Raw genomic sequence first — 16629 nt, forward strand, 5'->3', positions numbered from 1 at the left:
AATGAGATTCAGCGATGAGCGACAGTGTGAATCCGTATCAACCGGTCGCGGCGCCATCAGACGTGGTCGCTGCCGCCGCTCACGCCGCCGCCGACGGCGATGTGCATTTTTCCTCGAATCAATCGCAATTGCGGTTTGCCGAGTCGCAGTTTCTGCTGCGTCAACAGTCGTTTCGATTGTTCTTTGGTTCGCTCGCGATGATCGCATGCAGCATGTTTGCGATCGCGTTGATCCTGTGGCGATTTCCGAATCCGTTTAGCTTTGTTGCCGCACTGATTGGGGCGATGGTCATCTCGACTTGCCTGTATCTTGCCATGGTGCACAGTGCCAAGATGAAGATTCGCGAGCAGTTGCTAACTCATGGATTGGTGCAAGACTACCAGTGCACGATTCGCTTGGACCCCGACCAAGTAGTCCTGACATCTCCGCTAGGAATTTACGCATGGCGTAACGCGAACGTGAAAGTGTATCGGACTCGAAAAGGGGTGCTGTTGTGTCCGGAACCCTTTCTGTTTGTCTTTATCGCCAAGACGAGTGATTTCAAAGACGCCAGTTACAGCGAATTTCGCAAGCGATTATTTGCCCGCAGAACGACCGCGTCCTCTGCGTCACACGAAAATTCATAGTGCATTTTTGCACCGGAAATTAAATGTAGCGGAAGTCGTCAAGACTTTCGTGAATCGCCGAACAGGTCGAAACTCTTGGCGAGTTTCGCTACCCCAGTGCCCACGAAACTCTTGACGAGTTCCGCTACGGGAAACGTCATCCTGCACTAGGCGATGATGTCGCTTGCGACGTTGCCGTGCACATCGGTCAGGCGGAAATCGCGGCCGGCATAACGATAGGTCAATTGCTCGTGATTCAGCCCTAGCAAATGCAGGATTGTGGCGTGCCAATCATGGATATGGCACTTGTCTTGGACTGCTGCGTAGCCGTGTTCGTCCGTCTCGCCGTAGCTGAAGCCTGCTTTGACGCCGCCACCCGCCATCCAAGTCGTATAGCCCTTGTTGTTGTGATCGCGTCCATCGCCATTTTGAGCCGCAGGCGTGCGTCCAAACTCGCCACCCCAAATCACCAACGTGTCTTTGAGCATGTCGCGTTGTTTCAGATCCTTGAGCAAACCTGCGATCGGTTTGTCGATTTCGTTACAACGGTTCGGCAGGTCGGTGGAAAGATTGGTGTGATGGTCCCAACCGCCGTGGTTGATCTCAACAAACCGCACCCCTGATTCGACGAACCGACGCGCGAGTAGACATTGGCGGCCAAAACGCTCGGTATCGCCCCCATCGGCGCCGTACATTTTGAGCGTCGCATCGGATTCACCCGAGACGTCCATCAGTTCGGGCATCGTGTCCTGCATTCGAAACGCCAATTCGTACGATTCGATAATGCCTTCGACGCCCGGTTGGTGTTCGTCGCGGCGAAGTTTTTGGTGATTGAGCGACTGGATTAAATCGAGTTGTTTACGCTGTTGCGTGCTGGTGTAACGCGAGTTTTCGATATCGGGAACCGCCGATCCACCGCCGCCGAAACGGCCTCGCGCCATTCCGCCACCACCACCGCCGCGTGTGCCGGCGTTGATCGGAGTGCCGCCATAGATCGCGGGCAAAAACGCACTGCCGTAACTGCTCGATTGCCCCGCAGCGGCACTGAGTGAAATAAACCCAGGCATGCTGTCGTTCTCGGTTCCCAGCCCGTACAGCGTCCAAGCTCCGATCGAGGGACGAACAAACTGGGCCGTTCCCGTATGCATCTGAGTCTGCGCCGCCGGGTGCACGGGTTGGTCGCAGTGCATCGAGCGAATCAAGCAAAGGTCATCCGCATGCTGGGCAACGCTGGGGAACAGATCCGAAATCCAGAGCCCGCTGTCGCCTCGCTGTTTAAAATCCCACTGTGAACCCAGTAGCTTGCCACCATAGCGACCGTTTTTGCCATGGTCGGCATTCAATTGCGGTTTGTAGTCAAACGTATCGACGTGCGAGGGGGCTCCGGTCATGCACAGAAAGATGACTCGTTTTGCCTTTGCAGGAAAATGAGGCGGTTTTGGTGACAGTGGGTTTTCGCTGGACGTTGGCGTTTTCGCATTCGCCATGCTCGACAGACCCGCGAAGGCCAAGTAACCAAATCCAGCCGAAACACTTTGCAGTGCGGAACGCCGCGAAAAGAGATGGGTCATCGGATTGCCCTGTGAACGGTTGAATTGTGAAGAAAAAACGGATTTCAGGTCGATAGTGAGCCGTGACGCGTGAGCGGCCGGGTTCCACGCATTACCCGGTGCCTTCGGCCCACGGCTCGTCAAGGCTTTTGTCGTATCTGCCGAGCGATCCGAAAATCACTCGCACTACGTCAGTAAGTGATTTGCCACTAATCCAGATAGCGGAACTCGGCTGATGCGATCAGCGATTGGCAAATTGCCGACACGGTTTTGGTGGCACGCGATTGTCCGCGTCCCGCCACCGGGAAGTCGTCAGCAAACGCACGGATCGTGGAGATTTCGGAAGCATCGGGATCGCGACTGTACAACGATCGGAACAAATACCGAATTTGTTCGTCAGGATTCCGACTCGTCGACAACACTCGTTCAGCCAACGCGTCGGATTGTTGCATCACAAACGGATTGTTCATCATAAATAGCGATTGATTTGGAGTGCTGGACGTTTCGCGTTGCCCGACAATCATGGTCGGTTCGGCAAAATCAAAAACCTCTAGCACGCGAGGTTCTTCGCCTCGGACGATCGGCAGGTAGGCACTGCGGAACGTCGCATCGTTCATGTCGAGTCGATCACCTCCGCTGCTGCGGTTTGCGAGTGCTTGACGAAAAATCATTTGCTGTAATTGAGGTCGTGATCGCAGCATGCGTTCTCGATTCATTGGCCCTCCATTCATCATGTCCATTCCCATTTCGCTGCTGCTCATGAACTGAGCCGGGTTGAACAGATTGCCATCACGGACTCGCATGTAGCCGACCTTGGCCACCTCGGATGCCCGTGGGCGATCGAGCTGGAGATTGCCGGATGCGAATAGAATCGCGTCCCGAATCGCTTCGGCATCAAGTCGCCGCGGTGTCGCACGCCACAGCAACTCGTTGTCGGGGTCTTTCTCAAAGCTGGCTTGGTCGAATTCCGTGCTCATGCGATAGGCACGTGAGGTGGCGATTTCACGGACCATCGATTTGATCGACCATCCCGAATCGACGAACTTGACTGCCATCGCGTCGAGCAGTTCAGGGTGCGTTGGGGCTTGCCCGGTAGTGCCAAAGTTTTCGGTCGAGCGAACAATCCCTTGGCCGATCAGGTGCTGCCAAATTCGATTCACCATCACGCGAGCGGTGAGCGGGTTGTTGCGGCTTGAAATCCACTGAGCCAGTTCAAGCCGTCCGCTCGATCGCGGCGAGATCTTCGGCGATTCGTCGTCACGAAGCACGCTGGGGAAACCACGAGGGACCATCTGCGCGGGCTGAGCGACCTCGCCGCGAACCAACACGCGAACGTCGCGTGGGTCGTCGGTTTCTTGGACGCCCATGCAATAGGTGATCGGATTGCCCTGTTCATCCACGCCACCGATGATGGACGACAACGTCTCGGCTCGCGTTTGCATTCGGATAAAGTTCTGGATGGCGTTCGCAGCGTTTCCGTCGTTTTGGCGACGATTGCGGCGATATTCAACCAGTTGTTGCAGCGTTTCCTCGAGTTCGCGATTCAGGTCGGCAAGTTCATCCACCGGGATACGTCGGTCGAAATCGTTCGGGTCGTCGATCGGCAATCGCAGCAAGTTGCTCGAGTTGCGATTTTGCACACCGTTAATGTTTCCGTATTTTGACGCGGGAGTCCCGAAATACGCCGTCGTGTTGTTGAAGATCCCGGCCATGGCGTAGTAGTCGGTTTGCGGAATCGGATCAAATTTGTGGTCGTGACAGCGAGCACAGGCCACCGACATTCCCAGGATCGCACGCGTCGTGGTATCGATTTGTTCGTCGACGAGGTCGGCGGTGAATTGAGTTCGGTTCTGCTCGGCAAGACTTTTGGGACCAATTGCCAGGAAGCCCGTTGCCACGAGGTTCTCGGCCCACTGCGAATCGGAATCGACCGGCAGCAAATCGCCGGCAATTTGTTCTTGCAAAAATCGATCGTAAGGTTTGTCTTCGTTGAACGAATCGATTACGTAGTCGCGATACCGCCACGCATGCGGGAAGGTTGTGTTGATTTCGCGACCATTGGATTCCGCGTAGCGAACGAGGTCTAACCAATGGCGTCCCCAACGCTCGCCAAATTGCGGTTTTTCGAGCAGTTGGTCGACGACGTGGGCGATCGCCTTGTCAGGATCGGTGTCGTAGTACTTTTCGAAATACTCGATCTGAGCAAGACTTGGCGGCAACCCGATCAGGTCAAAGCAGAGCCGGCGCAAGATTTGGTGCGGCTCGGCATCCACGGCGGGTGTCATCGACGATGCTTCGAGTTTAGCAAGCACAAAGGGATCGAGGTCGCTGCGAGACCAATCGCGATTTTGAACCGCAGGGGGCGCCGCTTTGGTCGGTTTCTTGTAGGCCCAAAACTTGGTCTTGGCCTGTTGGATATCGTCCTTGGTAATTTGGGTTTTCAGTACCGAGGGGGCTGTGATGCGAGGGTCGGGCGCTCCCATTTCGATCCAGGTACGAAAGTCATTGATCACGTTTTGTGACAACTTGCGTTTCGGTGGCATCTGGAAATCTTGATGCATGATGGCGTTGTACAGCAGGCTCTCGTCCAGGTCACCCGGAACGACGGCTGGACCGCTATTGCCGCCGATGGCTGTCAACTCTTGAGTGTCCAGCCGCAAACCGCCTTTGGCGTTGCCGGTCTGGTTCGAATGGCATCCGTAACATTCTTTGACGAGTACCGGCCGGATCTTTGCTTCAAAGAAGTCGATCTTTTCTTGCGACAATGCTTCTTGAGCCGATCCGTTGGCTTGAGGAAACCAGATCGCGACGCAAACAAATAGCGAGTAAGTGGCGGTTCTACGCATCGTTAGATTGCCATGATTTTGGAGAAGTGGAGCGAGACGCTCGGTGTCACTGTGACACTTTGCCCTAGTGCCTGATCAATCAAACCCCGGTGAAAATCGAACAGACCGTCGGCTATCCGAAATTTTCTGAGAATAGGGGCCAGAATGCAAACAAAAAAACAGCCGCACTTGGAAACCAAGTGCGGCTGTTTCGACGGATTCAGGAAAAAGGGGACGGCTTCGTTATTAAAACTTGCGAAGTTGGATGTTCTTGAATTCGGCCCACATCGGTTTGCCGGCGTGCAATTGCAGTCCGATCACGCCTGAGCTGAGAGCCAATTCAGGGTGCTCGTCAGTGAAATCCAAAACAAGCTTGCCGTTGAGGTAGTGTTTGATGTTGTTGCCTTTTGCGATGATAACAACGTCGTTCCAGTCGTCGACTTTCATCAATTCTTTGAAACCGGCTTGATCGATCAGCGTATTGTCGATCACTTTTTTGCCGTCTTTGGTCCAGACTGCTTTTTCGCCGACCAAGCAGATACGCCCACGCTTGCCACGTTCGTCGTAGATGAACGAAGGAACGTTGGGGAAGTTTTCTTCGTTGCGGAGTTCGTGTTGGTAACCTTTCAGGACCCAATCGTTGCCAACGCCTTTGCCCGACTGAAGTTGTGAGCGGTACTGGATTCCTGAGTTGTTGATTGCGTTGCAGCGGAAGGTGACGTGAAGTTCAAAATCGGACAGTTCGCCGCCTTGCCAGATCAGGAAGGTATTGCCCTTGGCAACATTTTCCGGCGTGGTTTCCCCGTGGATCACGCCATCTTTGACCGACCACAGTCGCGGGTCGCCGTCCCATCCTTCGAGGTTCGAACCATTGAACAGGGTAACAAGCTCAGCAGAGTTTGCGGCGGCCTTTTTCGCAGGTTCATCAGCAACAGCGACGATGGCAACCAGACCGAGACAAAGTGAAAGGGACAATCGGATCATCCAGGGATCTCCAAGAGGGATTTTGAGGAGGGAGGTAAGTGTTAGGGATCGAATTATGACTCGGCCACCGCTAAAGCTCAAACCATCCCCACGCTGATTTGCCAAGTTTTGTGCGATTCGCAGCCCCAGGACGGGTTCGCCACTTCGATTAGAGCGGGTAGTGACGACACGATATTTTGAATCGTTTGTCCCACTGGTTAAGACGCTTGAGGTATGATTTTATTCAATCAAACTCATTAAATCCCCCATCTGAGAACGTGTCGCCCATGATTCGCAAACCGATTTCGATCTCTGGCTTGCTCTATGGCCTTTGGATTTTTGTCATTGCGACAACCTGCGTTTCTGGAGCGTTAGGGAAACTCGCGTCCGCGGACGAGACACGTCCAAATGTGTTGTTCATCATTTCGGACGACTTGAACAATTCCATCGGGTGTTATGATCACACGCTCGTGCAAACGCCCAATATTGATCGGCTGGCTCGTCGTGGCGTTCGTTTTGAGCGAGCGTATTGCCAGTATCCGCTTTGCGGCCCGAGTCGCAATTCGATGTTGACGGGGCTTTATCCCAACAGCACGGGGATCCATCAAAACAGCCAGATCTTTCGGCAAACCATTCCGTCGCATCACAGTTTGTCGCAAGCGTTTCGATTGGACGGCTATTTCGCGGCTCGCGTTGGAAAGCTTTACCATTACAACGTTCCCAAAAGTGTAGGGACCAACGGGCATGATGACCCTGGGTCGTGGGAACTCGAGCTCAATCCGGCCGGTTGTGACCGTTTGCTGGAAGAGCCTGATATTTTTTCACTTCGCAAAAACTCGTTCGGCGGCACGTTGTCTTGGTACGCGTCGCCGCGTGGCGACGCGCTGCATACCGACGGGATGTTAGCCGACGATGCCTGCTGGGTGCTTGAACGTTGTGCCAAACGCCAGGATCGACCCTTCTTTTTAGCTCTCGGCTTCTATCGTCCGCATACTCCGTACGTGGCACCGAAGCCTTACTTCGAAAAATACGATCGCAGCGAGATGCCGTTGGTCGCCAATGTCAGCGAGGACGTCAAGGATTTGCCAAAGGCGGCACTGGGCAGCCACAAAAAAGAGCACGAACTGCTGACCGATCCGCTGCGACAACAGGCCATCCAGGCTTATTACGCCAGCATCACGTTTATGGACGCGCAGGTCGGCCGCGTCTTGGATCAACTCGAATCACTCGGGCTCGCTGACAATACGATCGTCGTCTTTACAAGCGATCATGGTTACCATCTCGGCGAGCATGGACTATGGCAGAAGATGAGCTTGTTCGAAGAGAGTTCTCGGGTGCCGATGATTGTTGCAGCCCCAGGGATGGCGCAAGGCAAAGTCGCTAAGACGCCAGTCGGGTTGATCGACTTGTATCCCACGCTGACGGAATTGTGTGGCGTCAATTCACCCGACAATTTGCAAGGCCAGTCGCTGGTGCCGATCATGAAAGATCCCTCGCAAACCGGTCGTGGTTGGGCGATGACGCAAGTTATGCGTGGCGGCAAAAAGGGGTTCTTTGGCTACACACTGCGAACGCCACGTTGGCGATACACCGAGTGGGACGAAGGTAAGGCAGGCAGTGAATTGTACGATCATGACGTCGACCCCAGCGAGCAAAACAACCTCGCCGGATCGTCCGCCCATGCAGCGACGGTCAAGGAATTGTCGGCGATGATTCGCAAGGCGTTGCCACAAACGTTCCCCGTCGATGGTGAAACGCCAGCAGTATCCGATAAAGTCTGGGCACCTAATCTGACGAATCCCTAGCAGCCAGGGTGCAAGCGGTCGGGGGTTATGCGATACCCGGTGCCTTACGGCCCACGGCTCACTATTGCCATTTGAACTGAACCTTTTAACTCTCTGGAAACCTGCTGATGCAATCTCGTTTTATCCTTGTGCTACTAACTCTTGTCATCGGATGGCCGCTTGCGGTTGAGGGACAAGAAACCGCGACGGTGGACAGCGCAACTCGGTTTCAGTTGCCTGCGACTGATGAGGGGCTTGCGGGGGCGGGGCCGCTGCGACGACAAGACTGGTTTCAAAATGTGTGGCAAAAGCGTCGAGAAACGTTCGCGGCGAATGCCGAAAGCAAACAGGGACACGTTGTATTCTTGGGCGATTCGATTACCCAAGGGTGGCAAGACGATTTTCGTGGCGATTTCAAATCGATCGAGCCGGCGAACCGTGGCATCAGCGGCGATACCACGCGTGGTATGTTGTTGCGGCTCGACGAAGATGTGATCCGTTTGGGCCCGGCGGCTGTGGTCATCTTAGCGGGCACAAACGATCTCGAAGAGGACGCCGAACCGGAGACGATCGCTGGCAATATGCAATTGATTGTGAATGCGTTGAGAACGCACGATCCCGAGATGCCGATTGTCATTTGTAACGTCTTTCCCAGCCATGCATCGAAAAAACGACCTGCGGACAAGATCAAGAAGTTGAATCAACTTTACTCGGATCTTGCCAAGAAAGAGAGCGACGTGATCGTACTCGATACATGGACGTTGTTTGCCAACGATGAGGGCAATGCAAAGAAAGAAGAGTTCCCTGATTTGTTACATCCTAATGCAGTCGGGTATGCAAAATGGGAAGCCGCACTGCGACCGGTCTTGGCAACGCTTGGCTTCGTGGAAACCGAGGGCGATGATTTTGTTGTCGAAGAAGGATTCGAGAGTCTATTTAATGGGCATGATTTGACGGGCTGGGGATTTCGCAAAACGACCGATGCGATGTTGAAATCACGCGAGCGTTGGCAGAGTCGCGATCCCAATGCTCCGGCGTGGCCAATTGTGGAAAGCGACGTTGCCTTTGACGGCAAGTCGAAAACACCCGAGGGACGTTATGTCGCGATTCATGATCGATTGGTCGTGACGACGCCGCCGGAGGGACGCAAGATTCAACAGCTTTGGACGACTCGTGAATTCCCAAATGACTTTGAATTGAGATTGGAATTTCGTGCGACTCCCAATGCTGACAGCGGTGTGTTTATCCGTGAACCGCAATTGCAGTGTCGCGACTTTGCGTTAGCGGGACCTTACAAAAATCTGAAAAACTACGCTCCGCAGCAGTGGAACACACTTGTCGTCGCGGTCCACGGCGGCGTCGCACACTGTACTTGCAATGACGAAGTGATCGAAGAAGCGATGAAGGTTCCTAAAACCGGTCCGATCGGTTTGGAAGGGGACCGAGGGCAAGTCGAGTACCGCCGCATCCGCATCAAGACGCAGCCGTAATCGCTCCCTTCGGTAGTGAAACTCGTCAAGAGTTTCGGAGGTTGCTCCGTTTGGGTAGCGAAACTCGCGAAGAGTTTCGGACGCCGCAAGTGACCGCTGCAAGCGAAGCAATCGTGCGCGGCCTTTAGGCCTCGTTTGGGTGTGGGCGACAACGTGACTTTGGACGCAATCGCTCTTCACATCAGTAAAGCAATCAAACGAGCCGGAGACAGCCCCACCCGGATGTCGCTGAAAAGGCTCCATCCGACCTCCCCTAAAGCAAAGCTTTTGGGGAGGTGAAGTTGATGGCGTGTTTACGCCGCTGAGACCTAGCGAGTCAGGATCGGCAGTTCGCTTTTGGGCTTTGCGTCCCCTGATGATTGATCGGGGTCTTGGTACTTGCTGGTGTCGAAATGACGGCTGTAGGTACCGAAGTCGTTGAAGGCGTACTTTTTAGCCCAGCGATAGACGAAGCTGCGCTCGGGGATTTCATCGCCCGGTTGATACTGGCTTCGTCGCGGCGAGACGGCATTCAGCTCGTCGATTACCTTGTTGCGTGCCGTTGTATCGCGAGCACCATGTTTCTCGGCGAGCTGGACCAACAAGTCCGGACGTTCCATGATCACACATCCACGAGTGTGTTGTGCGGTCAGCTCGCGGAAGTCTCGCAAAAATTCGGACTCATTAAACGTGTCTTTGAGCGATCGGTCATCGTGGATCGATTCCTTGGCCAACTGGATCACCGGACACGGCTCGATATCGCCCCAAGGGCCAACATGGTGCGTGAACCCGGTCGCTGCGGGACAAAGTGCGTTGCCCGCGTCATCGTGATAGGCGTCGATCACGACGATGGGCTTAGTTGCACGAGTGTCGACAACAAATTGACGCACCCGACGCTGTTGTTCGCTGGTTAACGCGAGATCGGGGTTCGATTCGGGACCAACCGGACGATAGATGTGATACCAGCAATACATCACTCCCATTTCGATCAGCCGATCGACCCAGGCGTTGCTGACCAAATCGTCGATATTCGTTTTGCAGACACTGGTGCAAACCCCGACGAGCAAACGATGACGCAGTGCCGTTTCGAGCCCCTGCATTGTTTGGTTCAGCACCCCTTCGCGGCCTCGCCGCGTGTCGCTGACGATTTCAGAGCCCTCGACGCTGATCAGCGGAGTTACATTCCCCAGTCGCCGCAGTTCGGCGGCGACTTCGTCGGTAATGAAATGACCGTTGGTGAATACTTGGAAGTAGACGTCGCGATTAGCGGCAAAGATCTTTAACAAATCTTTGTGCATGAAAGGTTCGCCGCCCAGAATGCCGAAGAAACTGTTACCCATCGCTTTGGCTTCGGCAATCACTTTGTTTGCCGCGTCGAGTTCAATACGATGTTGTTTCGCCCCCACGTCGACCCAGCAGCCCTGGCAACGCAGGTTGCAGCTGTTGATTACCGATAAATACAAAAACGGCGGAAAAAAATCTCCTCGTTTGAGTCGCTGCTTGTGCTTGTGAACACTCCACAATCCGCGAACCCCCAGCGTCCAGGCTGCTTTTGCAAGCAGTCGTTTGTCGGGCTCGAGAAGCAGTCGACTGGCGAGGCGAAAGTACATAAAACGGGATTCTCAAACTGAGTAGCGATCGGGCGGAGAAATCTTCTGATTTCCTAACCGAGCGATTCTGTAAAAATTCGATCTGTAACCATTCGAGTCGGTGCCTGCGGACGTGGGCATCGTACATTCACCAGCTTAGCCAAAGCCAGCATGACCAGCCAGACGTTCGGCCCCGGACCGACTGAAAACACCGTTCGTGATTCCGAGGGTAAAGTCCATACCCCACCTGCAAATTGGTCGCTTTTGCCCCCGGGGGACGCGGCCATGACCCGGCGAGTCAAATCGGCGGGCGAGCATTGGATCGTCCAAGAAAAAAAAGGACGGCGAACGTTTTCCAAAGGAATCTGGGCTCCCTCAGCCACGATTGAGAAAATTGTTGCGGATTTGAAAGTCGAGCGGTCGACCGAAAGTTACGCAAAACGCAAAGTGGCGGACAAACAGCGACGCGATCGCAATCAGTCGGCTTACGTTGATGAGTTCTATGATACCGTCGTGACCTATTTGAACTTTCATCCCAAACACGCCACGCTCTCGGCACGGATGGCCCGCGCTATCACGGACCATGCAACTCCCGTAGGCAGCGGTACCGTGGCACGGACCAAACGCATCTCCGTTGAGCAGCGAGCCGAGGCTGCGGTGATCGCATGGATGCGGCATCAAACCACCGCTTACGATTCGATGGTCATCCCACGGGTTAAAGGGAAACGACGCGAAGTCCGCAGGATGCTAGCAGGCCGCTCTAAAGAGTTGCTGCGGCAATACCGGATCGACCAAGTGGCGTCGGAGAATTGCCCTTTGTTGAAAGCATTAACGGATACCGCCGAAACTTAAATGAAAGTGGAGTACTCCAGACGTTTGCATGAAATCGAGACGGTTGTGGTCAGCCAACCCCTCGAAAGATCTTGCCACTGGATGCTTGATGCGGGTTTCTAAGTAAACTCAGCGCGGCGATCTTCCGATATCAGACTCTAGGTTCACCCGTGTCTTGGAGTCCTTTGTGCAAAACCTGAAAAGTTACCTTCGATCGCGAACCTCTCTCAGTTGTTTGCTAGCTATTTCGTGCTCGCAGTTCGCGGTAGGTGACGAGGGTGTTGTGCTTGCTCCGCCGTTGGACAGTGCTGCTGAAGTACAGATTGCGCGGCGACCATGGCTGCTTGATGTCTTGACGAAGAAGCCCGAGTCATCAAAGAAGTCGAATCCGCCAACGCCGCCGCCCAATGTTCCTCGGGTCAGCGATCCGCCGTCGATGCAAGTTCGGGCCAAGCGTGCTCCGGATGTTCCTAAAACACTTCCACAACAGTCGCCAAAAGTTATAGAGCGTGAATCGCTCGCAGACGATAATTGGGTGCCTCGTGCTCGTGGTAAGGTTGGCGATCTTGAACGATTGCCGCTGCGTGACCCCATTCCGTTGCGTGATCCCGAATCCGCGAGTCCGTTAGCGAAGGATGCTGACAAGGCAGACAAGGCAGACGCGAGTGCTGCGAAGCAACCCGTCGCCCGCAAATCGGATCCGCCAGCTCTGGTTCCAATCATTCGCTCACCCGAGCCGATGAATTCGCCCGAACCGACAAATCCCCCCGTGACGACATCCGAGCCAGGGGAAACCGAGCAGTCGGCCGTCGAGCCAATGGAATTGACGCCTGCGGAAAAGTTCAGTGAGATGGAGCTTCAACTCGCACCGGCCGCAAGTCCAACGCTTGCTGGTCCGGCGACGGTTGAGTCCATTGTGGACGATTCATTCGCGGATGAGCCAACGACTTGGGAAGATTCCGAACGGAGCACTCCTGATCCTCAGGCCGCTGGCGATGTGGTGTCGGATCTGGAACGTTTCGAAGTGGACGATACTTTGCCTACGGATTCGGAACCCGAGTACATCGCGCAAACGCCAGACGCTGTCGAACCGGAGGCTGTTGAACTAAAAGCTGCCGAACCTAACGCTGCTGAACCAGCCGTTGAAGGAGAGGTCAGCGAGGATCTAAGTTTGGCCGATCGGCTGCGAAACGCGAGGCCCTACAACGAGCCGACACCATCGACGACCGTGGAATCGCAACCTGCCGACGAAGTAAGTCTTCAGCCTGCACCGCAACAACGAATTGCAAGTTCGAGAAAGGCAACGAGCTCGGCAACGAGCTCGGCAACGCCGCCGCAGCATTCGATGTCCGTTGGCGACCAATGGGACGATCAAGCTGTCGCCGACGAACCCGAGCCCGAGCGTGTTGCGCTTGACTATGTCGGTAAACCGACTGGCCCGTTACGAATTTCTGCGTCGGTTGCCAAAATAAAAACCGTGATGCAGCGGTGTCTGGTCAATTATTACCGCAACCCTGAAATTGCAAACGAGCGAAGCAATTGGGGGATGTTGCATTCGATCATGGTTTACGGTGTCGACACTAAGATTGTCACCGAGCGCCAGAATTACAGCGCGATCGCTTGGATCGCAGGCAACAACGCGTGTCGCGGTCAACGATTGCTCGAGGACGATCGCGATGGCATCCGTGTCAAAAGCGGTGTCGGTTTGCAAGGGCACCAGGCTCAGATGCTGTGTGTGTTTTCATTGTGCAACGTCCCCGTGGACTATCCGTTGTACGTCGGCACGACAAAGTATTCGGTTCGCGATGTCGTGAAACGAGAGATGGCGGACTGTAAGAGCGGCGAAGAATTAACCTTCACGCTGATCGCGTTGTCGCACTATTTGGACACCGACGAGAGCTGGATCGCCTCGGATGGAACCCGCTGGGATTGTGAGCGACTAATTCGTGAAGAATTGTCGCAGCCGATCATTGGTGCTGCCTGTGGTGGAACTCATCGCTTGATGGGATTTGCCCATGCGTTGCGGAAACGACGTGCCGAGGGTCGGCCGATCACGGGCCAATGGGCACGGGCGGAAGAATTCACCAAGGATTTTGTCGATTACGCTTTCACGCTGCAGAATCGTGATGGATCGATGAGCACCAATTGGTTCGAGGGACGTGAGGACAATGGCAAAATGGATCGCAAGGTCCAAACGACGGGGCATATCGTCGAATGGCTGCTAACCGTGATGCCCGATGATCAGTTACAAGATCCTCGCCTGGTACGTGCGGTTCGTTACCTATTGGCGTCGATGTACAACGAGCCAAATCATGATTGGCAGATCGGGCCCAAGGGGCATGCACTGCGGGCTTTGGCGATGTATTACGAGCGGACCTATCGCAGCGGACCAGCCTGGCAGACGCCCGCGGTCGCAAACGGAACTCATTCGACTCGCCGATAACGGTGGGCGATTGCGAGATTCGATGATTATCCACACCACAAAACTCAGATTTAGGGGCTGATCTGGTTGCCGGTTTAGTTCGCTTCGCTAATACTTTGATTCTCTTGTTAAATTACGTAATTTGAATCACTCTTAATTTGTCGAGTTCGCCCTGCAATGGCGACACAACGTCTGACGAAACATAATGCGGCGATGATTCGCGCAGCGATCGACCTTTTTCGTGATCGCGGTGCGGACGCATTACTGCTGCTATTGGATGGTTCAACCGACTGGAAACGAATCTCCGAGATGGCTCAGCCGCTCGATAAGCCGTTTATTGTTGCGGTAGACTCGCCTCAAGACCTCGAGGGTGCCTCCGAAGCGGGCCTCAAACCGCTGGCCTTGAACAAAGAAAAAGCACCGCTGCTCGAGCGGCTGCAGCACGCGTTGCTCGAAGCGGCGGCCGATGAATTGATTCGGACCAATGGCGAGGTCATCGCGCTGTACAGCGGTTTTCAACAAGGTCGGCTCGATTCGATCAGTCATCTGCAGCTCGACGAACGAATGCGGCAATTGACCAGCCGTGATCTGCAGATGCTCGAGAGCCGCGTGCCGTTGAAGACGATCAAGGCGGTCATCGACTTGGCTGCTCAGATCGGACGCGAAGGTCGTGAAGGCAAACCGGTCGGAACGCTGTTCGTTGTCGGGGACACTCGCAAGGTGATCGAGCATGCTAACGACAGCGGGGTCGATCCGTTTCGTGGCTACAATCGCAAACAACGCAATCTGCTGGACAAAAAGGTCCAAGAGGATGCCAAAGAGGTCGCTCAACTTGATGGCGCCTTCATCATCGCCAGTGATGGAGTGATCGAGAAGAGTCGACAAATGCTCGAGGTCTCGCACGAAGACCTAACGATGAGCAAGGGGCTGGGGGCGAGACACTGGGCTGCGGCTGCGATCTCGCGAAAGACCAAAGCGATTGCGGTCGTCGTCAGCCAATCCACCGGCACCGTTCGCTTGTACCAAGACGGCCATTTGGTGATGCGAATCGAGCCAATGGACAAGGCCGTGAAATGGCAAGAGTTCAATTTTGAGCCGCCATCCTCGCCTCCTGACAACTAGCCTTCTGAAGACGAGCGGATCGGCTGCTACAGCAGCGGCAGCTCGTCGTCGCGGCGAGTCGCCATGCCATCCTTGAAGTGTTGGCGGCACACCGAAATGTAACGCTCATTGCCGCCGATCTGAATCTGGCTGCCGTCCTTCACCGGTTGCCCCTTGGCATCGATACGCAACACCATCGTGGCTTTGCGTCCACAGTGACAAATGGTTTTGATTTCCGAGAGCGTATCGGACCACGCTAACAGATGCTCGCTGCCCTCGAACAAGTGGCCCTGAAAGTCGGTGCGTAAACCATAGGCCATCACGGGAACATCAAGCGAATCGCAGACGTCGCTCAGTTGACGCACTTGCAATCGAGTCAAGAATTGAGCTTCGTCAACAAACACCGCATGCAGTGGCGTCGCGTCATGCTGTCCTTTGACGACAGAAAATAAGTTGTCCGCTTGATTGAACGTCATTGCCTCGGAGGACAATCCGATTCGCGAGGTCACTTTTCCTGCACCAAAACGCGTATCCAGCTCGGGCGACAGGATCATCGTGTTCATCCCCCGCTCGCGATAGTTGTAGCTCGCTTGCAGCAGCACCGTCGACTTGCCCGCATTCATCGCGGAATAGTAAAAGTACAATTTGGCCATGGCAGCGGCGACTCTTTTCTGAGGGCGGGGCCAACTTCGGAGGCGGGCCTCCTTTAAGGGTGGGCCTCCTTTTGAAGGCGAACCTAGGCGAGTGCTTCGAGTTGTTTCTTGGTCAGCTCGCGGATTCCTTTTTTCGCCAACCTCAGCAGTTCAGCGAGTTGCTCGTCGTCAAACGTTGCCTCTTCGCCTGTGCCTTGGATCTCGACAAACTTGCCTGCTCCGGTCATGACGACGTTCATGTCGACATCGGCCGCGACATCCAATTTGTAGTCAAGGTCTAAGTGAGCTACATCGTTGACGATCCCTGTACTGATCGCCGCGATGCTGTCGCGAAGTGGACCATCACCAATCCGGCTGCCAGGAACCGCGATTTCGATCGCTTTGGCCAACGCGATGAATCCGCCTGTGATCGATGCGGTGCGAGTTCCTCCATCGGCTTGAATCACGTCACAATCGACAGTGATCGAACATTCGCCAAGCGCGACTAGGTCCACGACCGCTCGCAGACTACGGCCAATTAGACGCTGGATTTCGGTGGTGCGACCATCGATTTTTCCACCTCGGTCACGCTTTTTTCGCGGCTGAGTGCTGCCCGGCAGCATGTTGTATTCGGCGGTAACCCAACCTTTGCCGCGACCGACAAGCCACGGTGGGACGCTTGCTTCAAGCGACGCAGTGCACAACACGATCGTACCTTCGCAGCGATACAAAACGCTGGCGGGATTCGAGGGAATGTAGCCGAGTTCGATCTGAATATCGCGAAGTTGATCGGCGGGCCGAGCAGTGGATGTCATTCGGGGTTCCGGTTTCGATGGAAAGGAGATCGGTGAAGTGAAT

General features: G+C 54.7%; 12 protein-coding genes. 6 read left to right on the forward strand and 6 right to left on the reverse strand.

The window, feature by feature from the left end; genetic code table 11:
• The first annotated feature begins 14 nt into the window (after positions 1-14).
• A complete protein-coding gene (locus SH528x_RS05580; RefSeq protein ID WP_442509537.1) occupies positions 15-626 on the forward strand; it encodes a hypothetical protein in 612 nt (203 codons plus the stop codon).
• 146 nt (positions 627-772) lie between these two features.
• Here the strand turns inward: SH528x_RS05580 and SH528x_RS05585 are convergent, their stop codons facing one another.
• From SH528x_RS05585 to SH528x_RS05595, 3 genes are all read right to left on the reverse strand, one after another.
• On the reverse strand, positions 773-2176 hold the full coding sequence (locus tag SH528x_RS05585; RefSeq protein WP_442509538.1) for a DUF1501 domain-containing protein: 1404 nt from the start codon (positions 2174-2176) through the stop codon (positions 773-775).
• Positions 2177-2364: 188 nt separating this feature from the next.
• A complete protein-coding gene (locus tag SH528x_RS05590; protein ID WP_442509539.1) occupies positions 2365-5001 on the reverse strand; it encodes a PSD1 and planctomycete cytochrome C domain-containing protein in 2637 nt (878 codons plus the stop codon).
• Positions 5002-5226: 225 nt separating this feature from the next.
• Entirely contained in the window at positions 5227-5964 is a 738-nt protein-coding gene (locus tag SH528x_RS05595) for a 3-keto-disaccharide hydrolase (RefSeq protein WP_442509540.1), read from the reverse strand.
• 266 nt (positions 5965-6230) lie between these two features.
• Between SH528x_RS05595 and SH528x_RS05600 the strand changes: the two genes are divergently transcribed.
• Together SH528x_RS05600 and SH528x_RS05605 are read left to right on the forward strand one after the other, a co-directional pair.
• Positions 6231-7748, forward strand: a complete 1518-nt coding sequence (locus tag SH528x_RS05600; RefSeq protein WP_442509541.1) for a sulfatase — start codon at positions 6231-6233, stop codon at positions 7746-7748.
• Between the two features lie 107 nt (positions 7749-7855).
• Positions 7856-9217, forward strand: coding sequence for a GDSL-type esterase/lipase family protein (locus SH528x_RS05605; RefSeq protein ID WP_442509542.1), 1362 nt, complete (start codon positions 7856-7858; stop codon positions 9215-9217).
• A 308-nt stretch (positions 9218-9525) separates the two neighbouring features.
• Here the strand turns inward: SH528x_RS05605 and SH528x_RS05610 are convergent, their stop codons facing one another.
• Complete coding sequence (locus SH528x_RS05610) at positions 9526-10806, reverse strand: radical SAM protein (RefSeq protein ID WP_442509543.1); 1281 nt, start codon at positions 10804-10806, stop codon at positions 9526-9528.
• Between the two features lie 150 nt (positions 10807-10956).
• Between SH528x_RS05610 and SH528x_RS05615 the strand changes: the two genes are divergently transcribed.
• The 3 genes from SH528x_RS05615 (at position 10957) to SH528x_RS05625 (ending at position 15160) form a co-directional block, all read left to right on the forward strand.
• Positions 10957-11637 carry a DUF2293 domain-containing protein gene (locus tag SH528x_RS05615; RefSeq protein ID WP_442509544.1) on the forward strand — a complete coding sequence of 227 codons (681 nt, stop codon included), beginning with the start codon at positions 10957-10959 and terminating at the stop codon, positions 11635-11637.
• Between the two features lie 166 nt (positions 11638-11803).
• The gene (locus tag SH528x_RS05620; RefSeq protein ID WP_442509545.1) at positions 11804-14059 is read left to right on the forward strand and encodes a hypothetical protein; all 2256 of its coding nucleotides are present in this window, start codon (positions 11804-11806) and stop codon (positions 14057-14059) included.
• Between the two features lie 156 nt (positions 14060-14215).
• Entirely contained in the window at positions 14216-15160 is a 945-nt protein-coding gene (locus SH528x_RS05625; protein WP_442509546.1) for a DNA integrity scanning protein DisA nucleotide-binding domain protein, read from the forward strand.
• 26 nt (positions 15161-15186) lie between these two features.
• On the opposite strand, the gene SH528x_RS05630 is transcribed toward SH528x_RS05625, so the two are convergent.
• Both SH528x_RS05630 and rph read right to left on the reverse strand, forming a co-directional pair.
• Complete coding sequence (locus SH528x_RS05630) at positions 15187-15792, reverse strand: thymidine kinase (RefSeq protein ID WP_442509547.1); 606 nt, start codon at positions 15790-15792, stop codon at positions 15187-15189.
• Between the two features lie 83 nt (positions 15793-15875).
• Positions 15876-16586 (reverse strand): ribonuclease PH, encoded by a 711-nt coding sequence (gene rph / locus SH528x_RS05635; protein WP_442509548.1) that lies wholly within the window; start codon positions 16584-16586, stop codon positions 15876-15878.
• Positions 16587-16629 lie beyond the last annotated feature (43 nt).

The organism is Novipirellula methanifontis, assembly GCF_052161655.1.
In the GTDB taxonomy this organism is placed as follows: Bacteria; Planctomycetota; Planctomycetia; order Pirellulales; family Pirellulaceae; genus Novipirellula.